Below are 18,628 nucleotides of genomic sequence, written 5' to 3' on the forward strand. Positions count from 1 at the left end.
CCATGAAAAAGCCGGCCCCGCTTGTGCGGAGCCGGCTTCTTTTTTTTGATTCGACTGACTTCGCCGGAGCGGCGAAGCACGTCAAAGCAGATCGATTACAGCGGCAGCGTATCGCCGCGAGCAGCAGCGCGGGCAGCGGCACGCACGGTGGCGCGATCGACGCCGCTGGCCAGCACAGGCGCCACGCCCGACGAAGCGCCGTCGGCATACGGGTTGGCACTGTGCGCGGCGGCCACGGCTTCGGCGCGAACGGCTGCGCGGCTGGTGGCCGAGGCGGTCAGTTGCACCGGGCCCGAGTTGGCGCCATCGGCATAGGGGTTGGCGCTGTGCGCGGCCACGACGGCCTGGCTGGCGACCTCGGCGCGGCTCGCGGCGGAAGTCAGTTGATGCACGCCGTCATAGCTTTCGGCATGGGCAGCGCCGGCAGCGGCCAGCAGAGCGAGAGAGACGGCGGAGAGGAGTTTCGAGGCGGTCATTTGGAGGTCCTTCAATTGGTTGGTTTCTTTTCATCTGGATCAGCTGAAGGGCTGGTCCATGGAAAGAATTTTGCGCCGCCGAACCAATAAAAAACCGCATCGAAAAGAACCGCGGTGTTCGTGTGAAGGAAACAATCGCGGCGCCCGCTCCTCCTTCCCGCAACGCCCTTTCAGTCGAGCAGCACGCCCGCCAGCACCGTGCTCACGATGCATTCGAGCGCCTGCTCGTAGTGCACCGCCGTGAGCTTCTTCACCTGCAGCACCGCGTTCACGATGGGCTCGTAGTCGGCATAGAACTGGGTCGAGGCCCAGAGCATGAAGAGGAAATGGCGCGCGTCGATCCTGCGGATCTTCTTGGCAGCCATCCAGGCTTCGAGCACCTCGATGCTGGCGGCCGTGCTCTGCGCGATGTGCGCCCTGTCGGCGGCCGACAGGAAGGTGCCGCCGCGCACCACCTCGTTGGCGAACAGTCGCGCCTCCAGCGGATTCTTGCGGCCCATCCGGAGCTTGGCTTCCACGTACGCACGCAGCGCCACGGCGGGTTCGGTCTCCACCTTGAGGATGCGCAGCGCGCTGTCCCACTCCTCCAGCAGCGGCGCGAAGGTGGCGCTGTAGAGCTCTTCCTTCGTGGGGTAGTAGTAGTAGACGTTGGCCTTGGGCAACTCGGCCACGGTGGCGATCTCCGCGATGCGCGCGCCGTCGAAGCCCTTGGCCGCGAACACCTCGCTGGCGGCCTTGAGGATCTTGCGCTTGTTGGCCGCCCTGATCTCCCTGTCCGCGGTTGTCTCGGGTGCCGAAGGTCGTGTTGTCTTGGTTTCGCGCATGGCTTTGAGTCGCTTTTTTTGACCGGAACAAATTCTAGAGGTGGCCCGGCGCGGCGGCCGGGAAAGCACCAGCAAAAAAATCTGACCATATCGTCAATTTATTACTTAGAATTTCCTGACGAACTGGTCAGCTTTTTTGAAGTTTGAATGTAAGCCATGCCTCAAGCCCTGCGCACCGCCTTGCAAGAAACCCTGCTCGACTGGCAGGACGACCTGCCCGATGACTGGCGCCGCGCGCTCGGCGGCGTGCGGCTGGACTTCGAAGGCGTGGACGCTCGACTCGAGCTGGAAGCCTGGGAACCCATCTTTCCGGCGCGCAAGGGCCGCCGCCTGCCCGGCATGCCGGCAGGCGCGCACATGCTCAAGGCCTTCGACAGCGTGATGCCCTCGAAGGTGCGCTGCCTGGTGCTGGGGCAAGACCCTTACCCCTCGATCGACATCGCCACCGGCCGCGCCTTCGAGGTCGGCAACGTCGCCCGGTGGCGCGAACTCGACAAGATGTTCACCAAGAGCATCCGCGCCTGGGTGCAGATGCTGGCCCAGGCCCGCACGGGCGACGCGGGCTACGGCGGCAGCTTCGCCAACTGGCCGCGCACGCTGGCCGACATCGAATCGGGCGCGCTGCCATTCGAGACACCCGACTGGCTGAGCGACCGCTGGATCGAAGACGGCGTGCTGCTGCTCAACACCTCCTTCACGCTCAGCCGCTTCCAGGTGGCCATCGACCCGCATCAGTCGCACGGACACCTGGTGCTGTGGAAGCCGCTCATCCAGGCGGTGCTGGCCCACCTGCTGCAGCGCGGCGAGCCGCTGGTCTGCATGGGCTTCGGCGCTTCGGCCGCGGAGGCCTTCGCGGCGGCGGGCATCGGCGAGGGCCGCAACGGCAATGTCGCCTGCATCCTGCGCGAGCACCCCGCCTACGCGGACGCCGTGCTCGGCCTGCCCAACCCCTTCGTGCTCTGCAACACCCATCTGGCCGAGATGGACAGCACCTCCATCCACTGGTGACCACCCCAATGAACGACAAGAACGACTACGACTACATCATCGTGGGCGCGGGCTCCGCGGGCTGCGCCCTCGCCGCGCGGCTCAGTGCGCGCCCCGCCACGCGCGTGCTGCTGCTGGAGGCCGGCGGCAAGGACTCCAACCCGCTGTTCCGCCTGCCAATGCTGATGGGCAAGCTGTTCCAGTCGGGCATCTACAACTGGCACTTCCACACCGAGCCCGAGCCCAACCTCAATGGCCGCAAGATCTACTGGCCGCGCGGCAAGGTGCTGGGCGGCACGTCGACCATCAACGGCATGATCTACGTGCGCGGCGGCAAGCAGGACTACGACGGCTGGGCTGCCATGGGCAACCCCGGCTGGTCGTACAAGGACGTGCTGCCCGCCTTCAAGCGCTCCGAAGGCCACATCCAGCGCGACGGCGTGTTCCACAACGCCAAGGGCGAACTCACCGTGTGCCGCGCGCGCGGCTGGAACGCATTGCTCGACGTGTTCTGCGCTGCGGGCCAGCAGGCCGGCTATCCGCTGAACGACGACTTCAATGGCGCCAGCCAGCTCGGCTTCGGCCGCTACGACTTCACCATCAAGAACGGCAAGCGCTGGTCAACCTCCTTCGCCTTCCTGCGGCCGGCGCTCAAGCGCAGCAACCTCAAGGTCGTGACCCGCGCGCGCACGCACAAGGTACTGGTGGAGCGGGCCCGGGCCGTGGGCGTGTCCTACGAGCTGCACGGCCAGATGCGCACCGTGCGCGCGCGCAAGGAAGTGATTCTTTGCGCCGGCGTGGTCGGTTCGCCGCACCTGCTCATGCTGTCGGGCATCGGCCCGAAGGAAGAGCTGGAGCAGCACGGCATTGCGGTGCTCAAGCCGCTTCCCGGCGTGGGCGGCAACCTGCAGGACCATGTGGACTGCGTCATGTCCTATGAGTGCAAGCAGCCCGTCACGCTCTACAAGGACCTGCGCTTCGACAAGATTGCGTTCTCCGTGGTGCAGGGCATGCTGTTCGGCGAAGGCATCACCACCACCTTCCCCTACGAGGCCGGCGCCTTCATCAAGACCTCGCCCGAGCTCGCCAACCCCGACGTGCAGCTGCACTTCATGCCCGCGCTGGAGAAGACGGCCAACCTGTACTTCCCCAACCCGTTCAGGAAGAGCACGGTCGAGGCCAAGCACGGCTTCACCCTGCGCGTGGGACCGGTCAACCCGAACAGCAAGGGCCGCATCCGGCTGCGCTCGGGCCGCCCGACCGACGCGCCGATGATCGAGCCCAACTACCTGGACACCGAGTTCGACCGCAAGACCATGGTCGATGCGATCCGCGCCACGCGCCGCATCATCGAGCAGCCCGCATTCGACGACTACCGCGGCAACGAGATCGCGCCCGGCCCCGAGAAGCAGAGCGACGAAGACCTCGTCGCATGGCTGCGCGCCACCGCCATGACCACCTTCCACCCCGTGGGCACCTGCAAGATGGGCCACGACGAACTGGCCGTGGTCGACCACCGGCTCAAGGTGCACGGCATCGAGGGCCTGCGCGTGGCCGACGCCTCGATCATGCCGGTCATCTCCAGCGGCAACACCAATGCGCCGGCCATCATGATCGGCGAGAAGTGCGCCGAATTCATCCTGGCCGGCCAGTAGAAACCAGGACAGCAGGAGCACTCCGAAATGATCGTCGAACACCGCCTCTACACCTTCCGCCCCGGCACCATCGACCAGTGGCGCGAGAAGTACGAACGCGAGGGCCTGCCGGTGCAGAAGCGCCACCTCAACAAGTTCGTGGGCCTGTACATCTCCGAGATCGGCCGGCTGCACACCTCGGTGCTGATCTGGGCCTACGACAGCCTGGCCGACCGCGAGGCCCGCCGCGCCGCCATGTACGCCGACCCCGAGTGGCAGGCATTCATCAAGAGCGTGTGGGCACTCGACGCCATCCAGAGCCAGGACGTGATGATCATGAACCCCGCCCCCGGTTCGCCGACGCCCTGAGCACATTTCTTCCCCGCAGCAATTTCGTCCGCCAGTTCTTCAACCCGAGAGATATCCGCATGACAAGCAACGCATCCTCCCGCGCCGCCACGCCCCGCCGGCAGATACTGAAAGCCGCGGCCGGCCTTGGCGGTGTCGCCATGGCCAGCGCCCTCTATCCGCTGATCGCGAATGCCAAGGGCGGGCTGATCGCGCTGGTGCACACGCAGGCTGCGGGCGACGCCAGCGCGGTCGACGCGATGATTGCGCGGCTCAAGCTGCTGGGCAAGGAAACGGGCATGCAGACGCGCGCCATCTACGCGAAGGACCCGTCGACCTACGAGACCATCTTCCGCACGCTGGGCGATGCCGGCGCGGCCATCATCGTGTCGACCTTCAACGAAGTGACCGAGCCCTTCAAGGCGCTCGCGCCCAAGTACCCGAAGACGCAGTGGCTGCAGCTGTTCGGCGACGAGATGAAGCCCGCCATCCCCAACGTGACCACCGTCTCCTACGACTACTACCTCGGCACCTACCTGGCCGGCATCTTCGCGGGGCGCATGTCGACCACGGGCAAGATCGGCTTCATCGGCGGCATGTCGATCCCGCCGCTGAATGCCGACTACAACGCCTTCAAGGCGGGCGTGCTGTCGGTGCGCAAGGACGCCGCGGTCACGGTGGCCTTCGCCGGCTCGTTCCAGGACCCGGTGAAGGGCCGCGAGATCGCCACGCAGATGTTCAACGGCGGCATCGACTTCATCCAGACCGACGCCGCCGCGACCGACGCGGGCATCATCGCCGCCGCCAACGACAAGCCCGGCCGCCTGCTGAGCTGCCTCGACCCGGCGCAATACCCGCAGGGTCCGAAGACGCTGATTTCCATCGTCAGCCTGCACTTCGGCAAGTCGCTCTACGACGAGGCCAGCAAGATCCTCAAGAGCGGCAAGGGCGGCGCGCACCTGAACACCGGCCTGGGCACCGGGGTGGTGGGCCTGGAGCTGTCGCCGCTGTTCCAGAAGGAAGGCGACAAGGCCGTGGCGGCCAAGGCCGAGAAGGTGATGGCCGAGATACGCACCGCGCAGGCGGCCATCCTGAGCGGCGCCCTGAAGGTGCCTTTCAACACCGTTCTCTGACCCTCGTCACCGCAGCATGAACAGCAGTTCCTCGAACAGCGGGGCCTCCCCTGCGCGCCCGGCGCTGGTGCTCGACGGCGTCACCGTGCAATACGACACCGTGAAGGCGCTGTCGGACGTGTCCATCGCATTCGAGGAAGGCCGCATCCATGCGGTGGTCGGCCAGAACGGCGCGGGCAAGACCACCTTCGCCCGCGTCTGCTCCGGCCTGGTGAAACCCACGCACGGCCGCGTGCACATCGGCGAGCACGAGATCCGCACCGGCCGCGTGAACGCCGCGCGCGCGGCCGGCGTGGAACTGGTGCACCAGAGCTTCGCGCTGCCCGCGTCGTTCACCGTTGCGCAGGCGATGGAGTTCGGCGCCACGCGGCACAGCGGCGTGTTCACCAGGCGCCAGTTGGAGGCGCGCTGGCAGGCGCATCTCGACGGGCTGGGCCTTTCGGTCAGCCCGCGCGAAGTGATCCGCAACCTGCCGATCGAGACGCAGCAGGGCATCGAGATCGCGCGTGCACTGGTCACCGACGCGCGCGTGCTTATCCTGGACGAACCCACGGCGGTGCTCGCACCGGCCGGCGTGGAGACGCTGTTCGAGCGCATCCGCATCCTGAAGAAGCGCGGCGTGACCGTCGTGCTCATCCTGCACAAGATCCGCGAGATGATGGCCATTGCCGACACCGTGAGCGTGCTGCGCCGCGGCGAGCATGTCACCGGCCCCGTGCCATGCGCATCGATCGGCGCGGCCGAACTGAGCCAATGGATCATGGGCGACGCCAAGGCGCCGGTGCAGGCAGCCGCGGTACCGCCGCGTGCAGCCGAAGGACTCACGGCTCCCACCGTGCTGCGCATGCACAAGTTCTCTACCCAGCCCGACGCCGAGGGCGCGGCGCTGAACGAGGTGAGCCTCGACGTGCGCGCGGGCGAGATCATCGGCATCGCCGGCGTCGAAGGCAACGGCCAGCGCACGCTGGTGCGCGCCATCTCGGCGCTGGCCGGCACCGCGTCCGGGACGCTCGAGTTCGGCGGCAAGGACATGACGCACAGCGACCTCGCCACGCGGCGCGCCGCGGGCCTGCGCATCATCCCGTTCGAGCGCAACGTCGAGGGCCTGTCGCTCAACAGCAGCCTGTGGGAGAACTGGTCCATGGGCCGCCTGCTGCAGGGCGGGCTGCTGTCGTTCGTGCGCCCGAAGAAGCTCCAGGCCGAGTGCGACGTGGCGCTCGCGCAATGGGACGTGCGCTACGCCAACTGCGGCCAGCCCGCGGGCTCGCTCTCCGGCGGCAATGCGCAGAAGGTGATCTTCGCGCGCGAGGTGGACGACAGCGCCCGGCTCATCATCGCGGCGCAGCCCACGCGCGGCCTCGACATCGGCGCCACGGCCTATGTGTGGAAGGCGCTGCGGCAGGCGCGCGACCGGGGCGCGGCCATCATCCTCATCTCGTCCGACCTGGATGAGCTCTTCGACATCAGCGACCGCGTGCTGGTCATGCTGCGCGGGCAGGTGGTCGGCGAATACGGCCCGCCCTACGACCTGGGGCAGGTCGGCCAGGCGATGGTGGGAGCACAGGCATGACGGCCTCTCGCATGCTGCCCGTGCTGCGGGTGGTGGTCTTCGTCTGCTTCGCGCTGCTGCTGTGCGCGCTGGCCTTCGTGGGCGCCGGGCTCGACGCGGGCGAGCTGTTCACCGGCATCCTCGACGGCGCCTTCCTGCGCGACGGGGCCCTGCACCAGGGCCTGCGCTGGGCCATGCCGCTGTTCATCACCGCCACCGGCGTGGCCATCGCGTTCCGCGCGGGCTTCTTCAACATCGGCGCCCAGGGGCAGTTCTATGTCGGCTCCATCTTCGCGGCGTTCACCGCCGAGTGGCTCGCGGGCGGTCCGGCCTGGCTGGTCGTCGCCTGCTGCCTGGTCGCGGGCATGCTGGGCGGCGCGCTGTGGGCCATGTGGCCGGGCCTGCTGCGCCTGCGCTCGGGCACCGACGAGGTCATCACCACGCTGATGGGCAACTTCCTGGCAGGACTGCTGCTGGTGTACGTGACCTCCGGGCCGCTGAAAGACCCGACGGGCTCGGGACAGCAGGCATCGAGCCGGCCCATTGCCGACGCCTACCGCATCTCCGATTCGCTGGGCGTGTCGCCGCTGATCGTGGTGCTCACGCTGCTGGTGTTCGCGCTGTCGTGGCTGCTGGCCAACCGCACGGCGCTGGGCATCGTCGCCAACCTCGCGGGGCGCAACCCGACCATGGTGTCGTGGCAGGGTGCGCGGGTCGGTCGCATCGGCCTCTTCAGCTTCCTGGTGAGCGGCGCGCTGGCCGGGCTGGCCGGCGGCATCGAGCTACTGGGCCCCAACGGGCGGCTGGCCAGCGGCTTCCTGCCCGCGCACGGTTTCACGGCCATCCTGATCGCGCTGGTGGCGCAGCTCACCATCGTCGGCACCGCCGTGTCGGCCCTCTTCTTCGGTGCGCTGGCATCGGCCGCGCTCTACCTGCCGGTGATGGCCGGCATGCCCGCGGCGGCCATCGAGGTCATCAACGCCACCATCGCCCTGTTCATCACGTCCCGCGCCAAGTGGCTGGACAAGCTCCTGACCCGAAAGCCCGCATGACAGACACGCTCGTCTCCATCCTGATCTCCGGCACGCCGCTGGTGTATGTCACGCTGGCGGGCGTGCTGGCGCAGCGCGCGGGCATCTGGAACCTCGGCCTGGAGGGCCTGATGATCATCGGCAGCTGCGCGCTCATCGTCGGCATCGTGCAGACCGGCTCGTTCGCCCAGGCCATGCTGATCGCCGCGGGGCTGTGCGTGGCTGCGTCGGCGCTGCTGTGGTGGGTGGTCGAGCGGCTCAAGGCCAACCCGATCATCGCGGGGCTGGGCCTGACGGGGCTGGGCCTCGGCGGCACCTCGCTCGCCATCCAGGCGCTGTACGACAGGGAAGCCACGGTGACTGCGCGGTTCGGCATTCCCAAGCTCAACAGCCTGACCAGCGTCGACCTGGGCGCATTCGGCGGCCTCTCGGTGTTCGTGCTGTTCATGCCGGTGGCGGTGTGGCTGGTGTGGCTGCTGCTGGAACGCACCCGGCTGGGCCTGCAGATGTCGGCCTCGGGCGAGCACCCGTTCGCGGCGCGCAGCGTGGGCGTGAACCCGGGGCGCATGCGCCTGCTGGCGCTGGCGCTCGGCGGCGTGCTGTGCGCCGTCGGCGGTGCGGAGCTGGCCGGCGGCAGCCTGCAGATCTTCTCGCAGAACATGACGGCGGGCCGAGGCTTCATGGCGTTCGCGGCGGTGATCTTCGGCGCCGGCAGCGCACTCGGCGCCACCGGGGCGGCACTGTTCTTCGCGGTGGTTTCCGCGCTGGGCATCCGCGCCCAGCTGATGTATGGCGGGGCCATTTCCAACGACCTGCTGCAGTCGCTGCCCTACCTTGCGACCATCTTCGGCGTGTGGCTGAGCACCAAGCTGCGCGGCGGGCTGGGCTCCATCAGGGGCACGGCCGAGATGCGCGACTGAGCAGGCGGCACATGACGACCACGCCAGCCCTCACCCTGATCCGCGGCGCCGAGGTACTGACCCTGGCCGGGCCGCAGGGCACGCAGCCCGTGCATGCCGACCTGCTGCTGCGGGACGGCAGGATCGAAGCCATCGGCCCCGACCTGCCCGTGCCGCAGGCCTGCACACTCGTCGAAGCGCGCGGCAAGCTGCTGATGCCCGGCCTCGTCAACGCACACACGCATTCGAGCGAGACCTTCTTCAAGGGCCGCTACGAAGGCATGCCGCTGGAGACCTGGCTGCTGTACGCCTACACGTACCTCAGCGGCAGCCCCATCGGAGACCGCCTGCTGTACCTGCGCACGCTGCTGCTCGCCATGCAGTCGCTGAAAAGCGGCGTGACCACCCTCTGCGACGACTTCTTCGACCCGATGGCGCACAGCATCGACCGGCTCGGCATCGTCTTTCGCGCATACCGGGACGCGGGCATCCGGGTCAATGTGTCGAGCGCGGTGCTCAATACGCCGGTGCTCGACTCCACGCCCTTCGGCCACGAGCTGTTTCCCGAGCACCTGAGCGCGCAGCTGAAGTTCGGCGCACCGGCCACGGCCGCCGACTACACGGCGTATTGCCAGGAGGCGTTCCGGCTGTTCCACGGGCAGGCCGATGGCCGCCTGCGCTTTGCCATCACGCCCTCGGCGCCGCAGCGCTGCACCGTCGACATGCTGCAGGCCTGCCACGCGCTGGCGGTGCAGCACGGCGTGCCGCTGCACACCCACCTGCTGGAGACGAAGGTGCAGGCCGTGGCAGGCCAGATGTTCTACGGCAAGACGCTGCTGGCGCACATGCACGACATCGGCATCCTCGACCGCCACGCCACCCTGGCGCACGCCATCTGGCTCACCCATTCCGACATTGCGCGCATGGGCGAGGCCGGCTGCACCGTGGTGCACAACCCGCTGAGCAACCTCAAGCTGGGCTCGGGGCTGTCGCCCATCCGCAAGCTGGTGGATGCAGGCGTGCGCATCGGGCTGGGCACCGACGGCCTTTCGTCGAACGACAGCGCGCGCGTCTTCGACCTGATGCGTTTTGCCGCGCTGATGCACAACGGCCCGGGCGCCGACGCCGCCGAATGGCCGCGCGCCGCCGAGGTGCTGAAGATGGCCACCATCGACGGCGCGCGAACCGCGCTGCTTGACGAAGTGACAGGTTCGCTCGAAGTCGGCAAGGCTGCAGACCTCGTCATGCTGGACCTGGACAACGACAACTTCCGGCCGCGCAACGACATCGCAAAACAGCTGGTCTATTGCGAGAACGGCAGCTCGGTCGAACTCGTGATGGTGGCCGGGCGGATCGTCTCGCAGGACGGCCGGCTGCTCACAGTCGACGAATCGGCGGTGTGGGCCGAACTGGACGAACTGCTGCCCGCCTACCTGCAGGAACACGGCAAGTGGGAGGCTGCCAACCGCGTGTTCGAGCCCTATTTCGCCGAGGTGATACGGCGATGCCAGGCGGTCGAGCTTCCCGGCCTTTCGCGGCTCACACCGCCAATCGACTCCAGATAGAGTGCCGGCTGTTTCACTCGACCGCGCATTCACGCATCCGACACCCATGAAATTCGGCTACACCATCGTCTACGTTCCCGACGTCGCCCAATCGCTTCAGTTCTTCGAACAGGCCTTCGGCTTCACGCGCAAGTTTCTCCACGAATCGAACACCTACGGCGAACTCGCGACCGGCGAGACCACCCTCGCCTTTGCCGCGCACGAGCTTGCGGAGTCGAATTTCCCGCAAGGGCATGTTGCTGCATCGGCCTCGGCCAAGCCGCTGGGCGTGGAGCTGGGCTTCGTCACCGACGATGTCGCGGGAGCGCATGCACGAGCCATTGCGGCAGGGGCATCCGAACTGTCCGCGCCCGTCTCCAAGCCATGGGGACAGGTGGTCTCCTATGTGCGCTGCCCCGACGGCACGCTGGTCGAGCTGTGCTCGCCCATCGGCGGCTGAGTGGCGATCGAACGGGCTGGCACGCAGAAGGTCAGCGGCCGGCCTTCGCCACGCTCACCGCGCCCTTCATGCCGGCGTCGTAGTGCCCCGGCTGCAGGCAGCCGAAATCGACCTTGCCCGCCTGCGTGAACTGCCAGAGCACCTCGCCGGTCTTGCCCGGCGCCAGCGTCACCATGTTCGGATCGGCGTGCTCCATCTCGGGGTTCTTCATCATCGCCTCGTAGTGCGCGCGCAGGTCCTTGCCGGTTCCCAGCACCAGTTCGTGCTTCAGGACACCCACGTTCCTGACCACCAGGCGCACCGTCTCTCCCTGCTTCACGCGGATGTCGGACGGGGTGAAGCGCATGTTGTCGGTCATGTCGACATGGATCGTGCGAACCGATTTCCCGGCGACGCCGGGCTTGCCGATGGCGCTGTCGGCGGCGGCGTCGTGGCCGCCTGCATGCGTGCCCGATGCGGCGGCGCCGGTGGCCGCCAATGCGAGCAGCGCCGCGACGGCGGGAATGTGGAGTCTGATGCGAACCATGGCTTTCCTTCTCTTGCGTTGCCTTGCCGTGAACGGATGAACGAAATGTCCGCCCACGCCGCACTGTAGGAAGCCCATCCACAGATAGCCTGACAGGCCGGTGACAAGAAAGTAATCTACGCAGCCTCGTGCCGCCGCGCCGGAAGGAATCCATGTCGCATCCCGTCTTCCTGTCCAGTTCCGCCCTGCCTCGCATGCCCGAGGGCAGCCGCAACGAATGGCGCGGCTTCTTCGGTCACGGCGGCGAACTGGAAGCCAATGCGTTCTTCCCGCTGTTCTGGCGCGCGCTCTTCGACGCGGACGACATCCGGCATGCGCGGTTCATCGACGGATACGACATCGACGATGAAGCCGCCGCCGCGGACCGCGCGGAATGCCTGGAACATTTCGGCGCGGAGGCCACGTACCCCTATCTCGTGACCGACAAGCGAACTGCATTGGCGCGATTGGCGAGCCGGCGCGAGGCCATCCTGACGGCAGTCGGCGAGCGTTACCGGCCCATTTACGACGGCTTTGCGGAACTGATCGCGCATGATTTCGCGGACCATCTGCTGCTGCGGACCAGCGGACTGCCCGACGCCGCCGAAGCCGAGAAATGGCTGCGCGCCGATCTGGCGGCCATCGACACGCCCGATGCCGCGAGTGGCGAGATGAAGCAACTGGCGAAAGACCTGTTGGCATACGGCGCGAACCCGGTATGGCTGTTGTCGGGCGCGGGCTCGACCGATGCGGTGTCCTGGCCCACGGAGGAACTGAAAGGCCTGTTTCCGCAGGCTGACAGGAAGAAGCCGAGGCGGGAGCCAGTCGCGCCACAGGCCGCACGGCCAGCGTCCAGGCCCAGGAGCTGGCTCGACGCCGTGCTCGAATGGCTCGGCATCTTTGTCGCGGCGGGCGTGGCGCTGGGTACTTACGGGTTCACCAGGTCGGTGTGGCTGGCGCTGCTGGCCTTTGTTTGCGCGGCCGTGATCGTGGGCTTCGGCGTCGCAAAGTCGCGTGGACCTCGGGCGTGACTCGTGCGCGATGAAGGTCGTCCATATGGCACGATCAACCCATGCACGAGCCCTCCCGCCGAATCCCCTACCGCACCTGGCCAGGCGCGCTCGCGGTTCTGCTCGCCATTGCCGCCTACGTCGGCGGGCTGACTTTCTGGGACCGCCACACGCCCGGCGCACGCCCGCTGGCTGCCGGCGAAACCATCGATGCGGGCCAGGCGCGGTTCGTGCCGGCCGAGGGGTGGAAGATGGACGTGGCGCGCTCCAAGGCCGGCCGCTCGCTGATGCTGCTCAAGGGCGGCCATAAGTTTCGGGTGACGACGCAGCCCTGGGCGGGCGGCCCCGACGGTCCGCTGGTGCGGCAGCAGCGGCTCATGGAGCGCGGCCAGGGCCTGACCATCGACGGCGACGTGTCCGACTTCGTGACGTCATGGGGCCTGCAGGGCAAGACTTTCGCGTACTACGGCTCCAAGCTGGCCGGTCGCTTCTGGCAGGTGGTCGACATGCGGCGCAAGTCGCTCGTGCAGATCGACTTCTACGGACCCAACGACGGGCTGGACGACGCGCTGGCCGAAGCGCGCGGCATGCTGGACTCCATGGACATCGAGGCGCCGCAGGAATGAACATCGACGCTCCCGTCCTCGACAAGGACCAGGCCTCGTGGCCGGTCGGTACCGACTCTTTCTTCCAGCCCCAGCGCGCGGCGTTCTGGGTGCTCACGGCGCTGATCGTCAACGGCCTCTTCTACACGGTGAACATGTTCTCGCTCGGATTCCGCGTGGTCCCGGTCACGGCCTTCCTGGGGCTGCTGGTGTGGGGGCTCTACACGCTGATCTTCCTGGCCGCCTTCCGCACGCTCGACCTGCTCGAGCAGCATCCGCCGGAGGCGTTCATTCTGGCCTTCGCCTGGGGCGGCATGGGCGCGGTGTATTTCGCGGCGCCGGCCAACATCGCGATCCAGAGCCTGTGCGCCAAGCTCATATCGCCGGAGTTCGTGGCGGTGTGGGGGCCGGCCATCGCGGGGCCGATCACGGAAGAGTTCCTGAAGATCGCGGGCGTCATCCTGCTGGTGCTGGTCGCGCGCAACCAGTTCCAGACGTATCTCTCGGTGCTCATCGTCGGCGCGCTGGCTGGGCTGGGCTTCCAGGTGATCGAGAACCTGAGCTACACCGTCAATGCCTCCATGCACTTTCCGCTGGAGAACCAGGTCTATCCGGTGTTCCTCAACCTGCTCACGCGCGGGCTCATGAGCGGACTGTGGAGCCATGCGGCCTACACCACCATCGCGTCATTCGGCATCGCCTGGTTCCTGCTGCATCCCGAGCGGCCGATGGCTGTGCGGGTAGCTGCGGCACTGTCGAGCTTCGCGCTCGCGTGGGCCATGCACTTCATCTGGAATTCGCCGTTCCTCGAAGACCTGTTCGACAACGGCTACGGCGAAATGGCCGTGCTGCTGTTCGTCAAGGGGATTCCCGCGCTGGTCGCGGCGGGCCTGATATGGCGCGTGGCCGTGAAAGAGAACGGCACGTACCTGCATGCGCTGGCAGCCGTCTTCGTGCCCGAGCGCGACCTGATCCGCGACGACGAATGGGTACGGCTGGGCGCGCCCATGCAGCGCTACAAGGTCCGCCGCGAGATGGGCTGGACCTACGGCTGGCGCGCGAGGCGGCTGAAGACCCGGCTGCAGCGCGAGCAACTGCGCCTGATCCGCAAGGCGGGCACCTACGGCCGAGGGCCGCAGACGCTGCGCCATGAAATCGCCATCAGGCAACTGCGCGCGGAACTCGATCCTTTGATCCAGCCGCGGCAGACCTGATCCGCCTGGCCTAGGCTCAGCCTGCGTCCTTCAATGCCTTCTTTGCCTTCTCGGCCGAGCTCTTCGAGCGGTTCTTGTGATAGCCCGACTTGACGTTGTTCACGGCCTTGCCGACCGGGCCGCTTTTCTTGGCATCGCTGTCCGCGCGCTTCTCGTCGATCTTGTGCTTGGCGGCGTCGGTCGCGTCGGAGGCGGCCTTGCCGATCTGGGCACTGGCAGTGCCGGCGGCGAGCATCGTGAGCGATGCTGCAAGCGCAATCAGGATTTTTCTGGTCATCGGGTGTTCCTCCAGGTTCGATAGTCGAGCATCGATGCTCGCATCGCTTGGCGGAACCGCGTGTCAGCCACCACCCCGCATCCGGCAGGGCCGACATCGGACATTTCCGGCACCACCGCAAGGCCCAGAACTTCAAGCAGCGGATAAAGTCCGAGCCGGAACAGCCTCCTTTTGCCTCTCTTTGCCGCCCATGCGCACCACCACCGCGAGCGCCGTCCTCTTCGGTATTGCCGCCCTGCTGCACGGCGCAGGCGCGTCCGCCCAATCGCTGAGCTGCGGCGGCATGCTCTCGGGCGTGGGCGACTCCAAGTATTCGGTCGTGCAGAAATGCGGCGAGCCGATGTCCAAGGAATTCGTCTGCGTGCCGCGCCCGCAAGTCGCCTGGGTGCTTTCGCCCTACCCCGGCGGCCCGGCGCAACAGGTGATCACGCAGCAATGCGTGCCGATGGAAGACTGGGTCTACCACCGCGGCCAGGGCAACTTCCTGGGCATCGTGCGCTTCTACAACGGAGCGGTGGAATCGGTGCGCGACGGGGAGCGGGTGCGCTGAGCGCTTTCATCAACGAACACAGGATCTGACGTGAGTACATTCCAGGATCATTTTTCGGACCAAGCAGCCTCCGCCCTGGCCAGACAGATGGCACTGGGCGATGTCATCGGAGAGAGGTCCTGGGGCATCGACGTGCAAAAGGGCGTGCTGAGTTTCGGCGATGACCTGCGATACCCCGCGCAACTGATCGGCACGCACGCCTTCGGCCCCGGCACGTGGCTGTGGGTCTGGGCCAACGCGCAGAGCAACATCCCCGAACAGCACACCGAGGCGGCCCTGCGCATCCGGCAGCGCGGAGAAGCGGAGTCGATCGAGGCTTTCACCTCCGCGTCGCTGCAACTGGACGATGCCCTCACCGACCACATGATCGCCATGACGTGCGGCGGCCTCGAAGGCGGGCGCTGCTACTACCGCGCGCCCTACGACGGCGGCGCCCTCATCGTGCTGCTCGACGACGTTCCGCGCGAGGTACTGGCACCTGTGACGCTGCCACGCGCGGTCACGGTGCTGATGGAGGTGATCTCGCAGTTCGACGTGGACCACAGGCGGATGGCGACGAGCTTCCTGCGGCAGCAGGGCCTGGAGGCCACATCGAGCACCGCGGCGGCCATCCGGGCGGAGCGCGCGGGCGAGGGGCACATCGAAATCAGCTTCGAAGAATCCGGCCGCATCTCGAACGTTGCCTGCACGCTGCTGCCCCAAGGCGCAACGCCGGCGGCAGAACCGCCGCCCGAACCGAAAGCGCCGCGCTGGCAGTTCTGGAAACGATAGGCCCCCGTCAGGGCGGCAGCACCAGCGGCCCGCAGTTCTCATCGGCCACGAACACCGACACCAGCTTCGCGTGTTTCACCGGGTCGGGGTTCTCCGCAAACAGGTGCAGCGTGCCGGGCGGCTCGAAGAAGGTCTCGGCGGTGCGGTAGTTGCCGGGCGGCGTGCCGGCAAGCTGCGAGCGCACCGTGCCCTCGAGAATGATCGCGGTCACAGAACCCGGGTGGCGATGGGCCGGCGAATAGGCCATCGGCGGAAAGTCGACGATGGCGGTGGTGACGGACTTCCCTGGCACATGCGGCAGCGGCTCGCACGAGATCACCTTCACCGAAGTGGCCGGCCGCGCGGCGGCGCCCGGGCCTTCCACCGATGGTGCCGACGCGAACATCGGCCGGCTCACCGTGCTGCAGATGTCATCGATGAGCCGCACTGCCGACTGCCTGCCCGCATGCGGCAGCAGCGCCCAGGCCGCGGCGACGACGGCCAGCGCGCAGAAGCCGAGGCACGTGCGGTGCCACGACAGCAAAGGCGCCTTCGCATTCACCGCATCGCCCCCAGCGGCAGCCGGGCATCCGCGCGCCACCCGAGCGCCCGCTTCGCCTTCTCGCTGCCGACTTCATCGCCATCCTCGGCGATGTTGAAGACGCCGCCTTCCGAGCGCTGCAACGCCAGCAGCGCCGCAACGGCGGCGGCCTCCACATGCAGCGGGCTCGCGCCCTTGGGCTCGGCGGTCGAGGTGCCCGGACCATAGAGCTGGCCGTAGCGCAGCACCGTGGACGTCATCCCTGGCGCGCCCAGTACCGCCTGCTCCAGCGCGACGACGCCGTCGACGCTGACGCGGCGCGCACCCTCCGCGTCCAGGTCGAGCGGCATGTCTTCGGTGAAAGGCTTGGCACCGGGCACATAGGCCCACGCGATGCTCTGCGCCACCAGCCTCTTCGCGCCGGCTGCCGCCGCAGCGGCCACGAGGTTGCGCGTGCCCTCGGTGCGCACCCGCGCGTTGAGCACGGCGGCCTCGGCCATCCGCTTCGGATCGAGGTCCTTCGGCAAGTCGGTGAGCTGGTGGATCACGCCCCACGGCGCGATGCGCGCGAGCGCTGCCCTCAATGCCGTCGCGTCGAATACATCGACGACCACCGGCAGCACGCCCAGTGCCTCCAGCCCGGCTGCCCGGTCGGCGCGCCGCGTGCTGCCGTACACGACATAGCCTGCGTCCTTCAACAGCGGAATCAGCGCGGTGCCCACGGCCCCGGTCGCGCCCGCCAAAAATACTTTCTCGCTCATCGCATCGATTCCTTCAAGCTGTTCATGGAACGAGCTTAGGCCTACGATGCCTCACCCGAAAGAACCAAGAATCGAAAAAACGACTGGGCCATGGCAAGCGGCAAGAAACCATCCAGGAAAACACCGACGCTCGACCGCGCCAGGGCCACGCCCCTGTTCCGGCAGATCTACGAGCGCTACCGAAACGCCATCGAGCAAGGCACGCTGCGCCCCGGCGACCGCGTGGCATCGGCGCGCAACCTGGCCAGCGAACTGGGCGTGGCGCGCGGCACCGTCGAGGCGGCCTTCAGCCAGTTGACGGGCGAAGGCTATCTGTCGTCGCGCGGGCAGGCGGGCACGGTGGTCTCGCCGTCGCTGCCGGTGCAGCATGCGGCGCGGCGCGAACCCCGGCGCGTGGAGGCCCCCGTCGCCATCGGCGGACTCATGCAGCCGGGCGAACCACCATTGCTGCAACTCGGCATCCCGTCGTTCGATGCCTTCCCGCGCAAGCTGTGGTCGCGCCTGGCGGCGCGGCGCATGCGGGGCATGGGCGCGGCCGACATGTTCTACGGCGCGCCCGCGGGCTTCGCGCCGTTGCGCGAGGCCATCACGGCCTACCTGCAGGTGTCGCGCGGCATGGCCTGCCATCCCTCGCAGGTGCTGGTGACCCCGGGCTACCGCGCCTCGCTCGCGCTGGTTGCGAACGTGCTGCTCAAGAAGGACGACCGCGTGTGGATCGAAGACCCGGGCTTTCCGCCGACACATGAAGTGCTGCGCCGCACCGGACAGCGCGCGGTGCCGGTGCCGGTCGACGAAGAGGGACTGGTGGTCTCGCGCGGGCTGCGCAAGGCGCCGAAGGCGCGCATGGCCGTCGTCACGCCCTCGCACCAGGCACCGCTTGGCGTGTCGATGTCGCTGGCACGGCGGCTGCAGCTGCTCGAATGGGCCTCCACGGCCAATGCCTGGATCGTCGAGGACGACTACGACGGCGAATACCGCTATGCCGGTCCGCCGCTGCCGGCGCTCAAGAGCCTGGACGGCAACGACCGCGTGCTGTATGCGGGCAGCTTCTCGAAGGTGCTGTATCCGGGCCTGGCACTCGGCTACCTGGTGGTGCCCGAGTCGCTGCGCGCGCGCTTCGAGGAGGCTGCGCGCATCGGCTCGAACGGCAGCCCTCAGCTCACGCAAGCCATCGTGGCCGACTTCATGCGCGAGGGCCATTTCTCGCGCCACCTGAAGAAGATGCGGCTGCTGTACGCGCGCCGCCGGAGCATCCTCGCTTCGGCCTTGCTGAGAGCTTTTGGCGACGCGGTGCGCATCGACTTGAAGAGCGGCGGCATGCACCTGATCGCACGCTTCGACGGCCTCGGCCATCGCGATGCGGAACTGGCCCGCCGTTCGCAACAGGCGGGGCTGAACTGCCAGCCGTTGTCGGGCCGGCATGTCGCGGCGTCCGGCGACGAAGGGCTGCTGATGGGCTTCACCAACATCGCGAGCGCCGCCGAGGCGAACCGGCTCGCGGCCCTGCTTCGTGCCGCGTTCGGCTGAAGC

The 18,628-nt window shown here is 67.6% G+C and carries 21 protein-coding genes; 15 read left to right on the plus strand and 6 right to left on the minus strand.

Going from position 1 to position 18,628, the window contains the following annotated elements:
• Positions 1–95: 95 nt before the first annotated feature.
• Together QRN67_RS05955 and QRN67_RS05960 are read right to left on the minus strand one after the other, a co-directional pair.
• Positions 96–476, minus strand: coding sequence for a helicase SNF2 (locus QRN67_RS05955; protein WP_081269037.1), 381 nt, complete (start codon positions 474–476; stop codon positions 96–98).
• A gap of 170 nt (positions 477–646) precedes the next feature.
• A complete protein-coding gene (locus QRN67_RS05960; protein ID WP_106934178.1) occupies positions 647–1,300 on the minus strand; it encodes a TetR/AcrR family transcriptional regulator in 654 nt (217 codons plus the stop codon).
• 156 nt (positions 1,301–1,456) lie between these two features.
• On the opposite strand from QRN67_RS05960, the gene QRN67_RS05965 reads away from it, so the two are divergent.
• Genes QRN67_RS05965 through QRN67_RS06005 form a run of 9 tightly spaced genes read left to right on the plus strand, consistent with a single transcriptional unit; the run spans position 1,457 to position 10,885 of the window.
• Positions 1,457–2,308: a uracil-DNA glycosylase family protein gene (locus tag QRN67_RS05965; RefSeq protein WP_285411057.1), complete on the plus strand. Its 852-nt coding sequence runs from the start codon at positions 1,457–1,459 to the stop codon at positions 2,306–2,308.
• Between the two features lie 8 nt (positions 2,309–2,316).
• Entirely contained in the window at positions 2,317–3,942 is a 1,626-nt protein-coding gene (locus QRN67_RS05970; RefSeq protein ID WP_285411058.1) for a GMC family oxidoreductase, read from the plus strand.
• A gap of 27 nt (positions 3,943–3,969) precedes the next feature.
• Positions 3,970–4,290 (plus strand): NIPSNAP family protein, encoded by a 321-nt coding sequence (locus tag QRN67_RS05975; protein WP_081269040.1) that lies wholly within the window; start codon positions 3,970–3,972, stop codon positions 4,288–4,290.
• Between the two features lie 59 nt (positions 4,291–4,349).
• Positions 4,350–5,402 carry a BMP family ABC transporter substrate-binding protein gene (locus QRN67_RS05980; RefSeq protein WP_285411059.1) on the plus strand — a complete coding sequence of 351 codons (1,053 nt, stop codon included), beginning with the start codon at positions 4,350–4,352 and terminating at the stop codon, positions 5,400–5,402.
• Between the two features lie 16 nt (positions 5,403–5,418).
• Complete coding sequence (locus tag QRN67_RS05985) at positions 5,419–6,972, plus strand: ABC transporter ATP-binding protein (protein ID WP_285411060.1); 1,554 nt, start codon at positions 5,419–5,421, stop codon at positions 6,970–6,972.
• Positions 6,969–8,003 (plus strand): ABC transporter permease, encoded by a 1,035-nt coding sequence (locus QRN67_RS05990; protein ID WP_285411061.1) that lies wholly within the window; start codon positions 6,969–6,971, stop codon positions 8,001–8,003. Before QRN67_RS05985 ends, QRN67_RS05990 begins: the two co-directional genes overlap by 4 nt.
• Entirely contained in the window at positions 8,000–8,902 is a 903-nt protein-coding gene (locus QRN67_RS05995) for an ABC transporter permease (RefSeq protein WP_285411062.1), read from the plus strand. The genes QRN67_RS05990 and QRN67_RS05995 overlap by 4 nt, the downstream gene beginning before the upstream one ends.
• 11 nt (positions 8,903–8,913) lie before the next feature.
• Positions 8,914–10,446: an amidohydrolase family protein gene (locus tag QRN67_RS06000; protein ID WP_285411063.1), complete on the plus strand. Its 1,533-nt coding sequence runs from the start codon at positions 8,914–8,916 to the stop codon at positions 10,444–10,446.
• A gap of 46 nt (positions 10,447–10,492) precedes the next feature.
• Complete coding sequence (locus tag QRN67_RS06005) at positions 10,493–10,885, plus strand: VOC family protein (protein WP_285411064.1); 393 nt, start codon at positions 10,493–10,495, stop codon at positions 10,883–10,885.
• A gap of 31 nt (positions 10,886–10,916) precedes the next feature.
• On the opposite strand, the gene QRN67_RS06010 is transcribed toward QRN67_RS06005, so the two are convergent.
• Positions 10,917–11,411 carry a cupredoxin domain-containing protein gene (locus QRN67_RS06010; protein WP_285411065.1) on the minus strand — a complete coding sequence of 165 codons (495 nt, stop codon included), beginning with the start codon at positions 11,409–11,411 and terminating at the stop codon, positions 10,917–10,919.
• Positions 11,412–11,563: 152 nt separating this feature from the next.
• Here QRN67_RS06010 and QRN67_RS06015 point away from each other — a divergent pair, with 152 nt between their 5' ends.
• Genes QRN67_RS06015 through QRN67_RS06025 form a run of 3 tightly spaced genes read left to right on the plus strand, consistent with a single transcriptional unit; the run spans position 11,564 to position 14,219 of the window.
• Entirely contained in the window at positions 11,564–12,421 is an 858-nt protein-coding gene (locus QRN67_RS06015; RefSeq protein WP_285411066.1) for a hypothetical protein, read from the plus strand.
• A 41-nt stretch (positions 12,422–12,462) separates the two neighbouring features.
• Positions 12,463–13,026, plus strand: coding sequence for a hypothetical protein (locus QRN67_RS06020; RefSeq protein ID WP_285411067.1), 564 nt, complete (start codon positions 12,463–12,465; stop codon positions 13,024–13,026).
• On the plus strand, positions 13,023–14,219 hold the full coding sequence (locus QRN67_RS06025; RefSeq protein WP_285411068.1) for a PrsW family intramembrane metalloprotease: 1,197 nt from the start codon (positions 13,023–13,025) through the stop codon (positions 14,217–14,219). The genes QRN67_RS06020 and QRN67_RS06025 overlap by 4 nt, the downstream gene beginning before the upstream one ends.
• A 16-nt stretch (positions 14,220–14,235) precedes the next feature.
• Here QRN67_RS06025 and QRN67_RS06030 read toward each other — a convergent pair whose 3' ends face one another.
• Positions 14,236–14,496, minus strand: coding sequence for a hypothetical protein (locus tag QRN67_RS06030; RefSeq protein WP_081269051.1), 261 nt, complete (start codon positions 14,494–14,496; stop codon positions 14,236–14,238).
• A gap of 190 nt (positions 14,497–14,686) precedes the next feature.
• On the opposite strand from QRN67_RS06030, the gene QRN67_RS06035 reads away from it, so the two are divergent.
• Entirely contained in the window at positions 14,687–15,046 is a 360-nt protein-coding gene (locus QRN67_RS06035; protein WP_285411069.1) for a DUF2845 domain-containing protein, read from the plus strand.
• A 30-nt stretch (positions 15,047–15,076) separates the two neighbouring features.
• The gene (locus QRN67_RS06040) at positions 15,077–15,817 is read left to right on the plus strand and encodes a DUF6882 domain-containing protein (protein WP_350226820.1); all 741 of its coding nucleotides are present in this window, start codon (positions 15,077–15,079) and stop codon (positions 15,815–15,817) included.
• A 7-nt stretch (positions 15,818–15,824) separates the two neighbouring features.
• On the opposite strand, the gene QRN67_RS06045 is transcribed toward QRN67_RS06040, so the two are convergent.
• The gene (locus QRN67_RS06045; protein WP_285411071.1) at positions 15,825–16,358 is read right to left on the minus strand and encodes a cupin domain-containing protein; all 534 of its coding nucleotides are present in this window, start codon (positions 16,356–16,358) and stop codon (positions 15,825–15,827) included.
• Positions 16,355–17,098 (minus strand): NAD-dependent epimerase/dehydratase family protein, encoded by a 744-nt coding sequence (locus tag QRN67_RS06050; protein WP_285411072.1) that lies wholly within the window; start codon positions 17,096–17,098, stop codon positions 16,355–16,357. Before QRN67_RS06050 ends, QRN67_RS06045 begins: the two co-directional genes overlap by 4 nt.
• 90 nt (positions 17,099–17,188) lie before the next feature.
• Here QRN67_RS06050 and pdxR point away from each other — a divergent pair, with 90 nt between their 5' ends.
• Positions 17,189–18,625 carry a MocR-like pyridoxine biosynthesis transcription factor PdxR gene (pdxR, locus tag QRN67_RS06055; RefSeq protein WP_285411073.1) on the plus strand — a complete coding sequence of 479 codons (1,437 nt, stop codon included), beginning with the start codon at positions 17,189–17,191 and terminating at the stop codon, positions 18,623–18,625.
• Positions 18,626–18,628 lie beyond the last annotated feature (3 nt).

It is taken from the genome of Variovorax sp. efr-133-TYG-130, assembly GCF_030208835.1.
In the GTDB taxonomy this organism is placed as follows: Bacteria; Pseudomonadota; Gammaproteobacteria; order Burkholderiales; family Burkholderiaceae_C; genus Variovorax.

Coding starts and splice junctions, on each gene's coding strand:
- QRN67_RS05965 (WP_285411057.1), top strand. CDS start 1,457: ATGCCTCAAGCCCTGCGCACCGCCTTGCAAGAAACCCTGCTCGACTGG.
- QRN67_RS05960 (WP_106934178.1), bottom strand. CDS start 1,300: ATGCGCGAAACCAAGACAACACGACCTTCGGCACCCGAGACAACCGCG.
- QRN67_RS05990 (WP_285411061.1), top strand. CDS start 6,969: ATGACGGCCTCTCGCATGCTGCCCGTGCTGCGGGTGGTGGTCTTCGTC.
- QRN67_RS05975 (WP_081269040.1), top strand. CDS start 3,970: ATGATCGTCGAACACCGCCTCTACACCTTCCGCCCCGGCACCATCGAC.
- QRN67_RS05970 (WP_285411058.1), top strand. CDS start 2,317: ATGAACGACAAGAACGACTACGACTACATCATCGTGGGCGCGGGCTCC.
- QRN67_RS06035 (WP_285411069.1), top strand. CDS start 14,687: ATGCGCACCACCACCGCGAGCGCCGTCCTCTTCGGTATTGCCGCCCTG.
- QRN67_RS05995 (WP_285411062.1), top strand. CDS start 8,000: ATGACAGACACGCTCGTCTCCATCCTGATCTCCGGCACGCCGCTGGTG.
- QRN67_RS06010 (WP_285411065.1), bottom strand. CDS start 11,411: ATGGTTCGCATCAGACTCCACATTCCCGCCGTCGCGGCGCTGCTCGCA.
- QRN67_RS06020 (WP_285411067.1), top strand. CDS start 12,463: ATGCACGAGCCCTCCCGCCGAATCCCCTACCGCACCTGGCCAGGCGCG.
- QRN67_RS05955 (WP_081269037.1), bottom strand. CDS start 476: ATGACCGCCTCGAAACTCCTCTCCGCCGTCTCTCTCGCTCTGCTGGCC.
- QRN67_RS06015 (WP_285411066.1), top strand. CDS start 11,564: ATGTCGCATCCCGTCTTCCTGTCCAGTTCCGCCCTGCCTCGCATGCCC.
- QRN67_RS06005 (WP_285411064.1), top strand. CDS start 10,493: ATGAAATTCGGCTACACCATCGTCTACGTTCCCGACGTCGCCCAATCG.
- pdxR (WP_285411073.1), top strand. CDS start 17,189: ATGGCAAGCGGCAAGAAACCATCCAGGAAAACACCGACGCTCGACCGC.
- QRN67_RS06050 (WP_285411072.1), bottom strand. CDS start 17,098: ATGAGCGAGAAAGTATTTTTGGCGGGCGCGACCGGGGCCGTGGGCACC.
- QRN67_RS06030 (WP_081269051.1), bottom strand. CDS start 14,496: ATGACCAGAAAAATCCTGATTGCGCTTGCAGCATCGCTCACGATGCTC.
- QRN67_RS06000 (WP_285411063.1), top strand. CDS start 8,914: ATGACGACCACGCCAGCCCTCACCCTGATCCGCGGCGCCGAGGTACTG.
- QRN67_RS05985 (WP_285411060.1), top strand. CDS start 5,419: ATGAACAGCAGTTCCTCGAACAGCGGGGCCTCCCCTGCGCGCCCGGCG.
- QRN67_RS06025 (WP_285411068.1), top strand. CDS start 13,023: ATGAACATCGACGCTCCCGTCCTCGACAAGGACCAGGCCTCGTGGCCG.
- QRN67_RS05980 (WP_285411059.1), top strand. CDS start 4,350: ATGACAAGCAACGCATCCTCCCGCGCCGCCACGCCCCGCCGGCAGATA.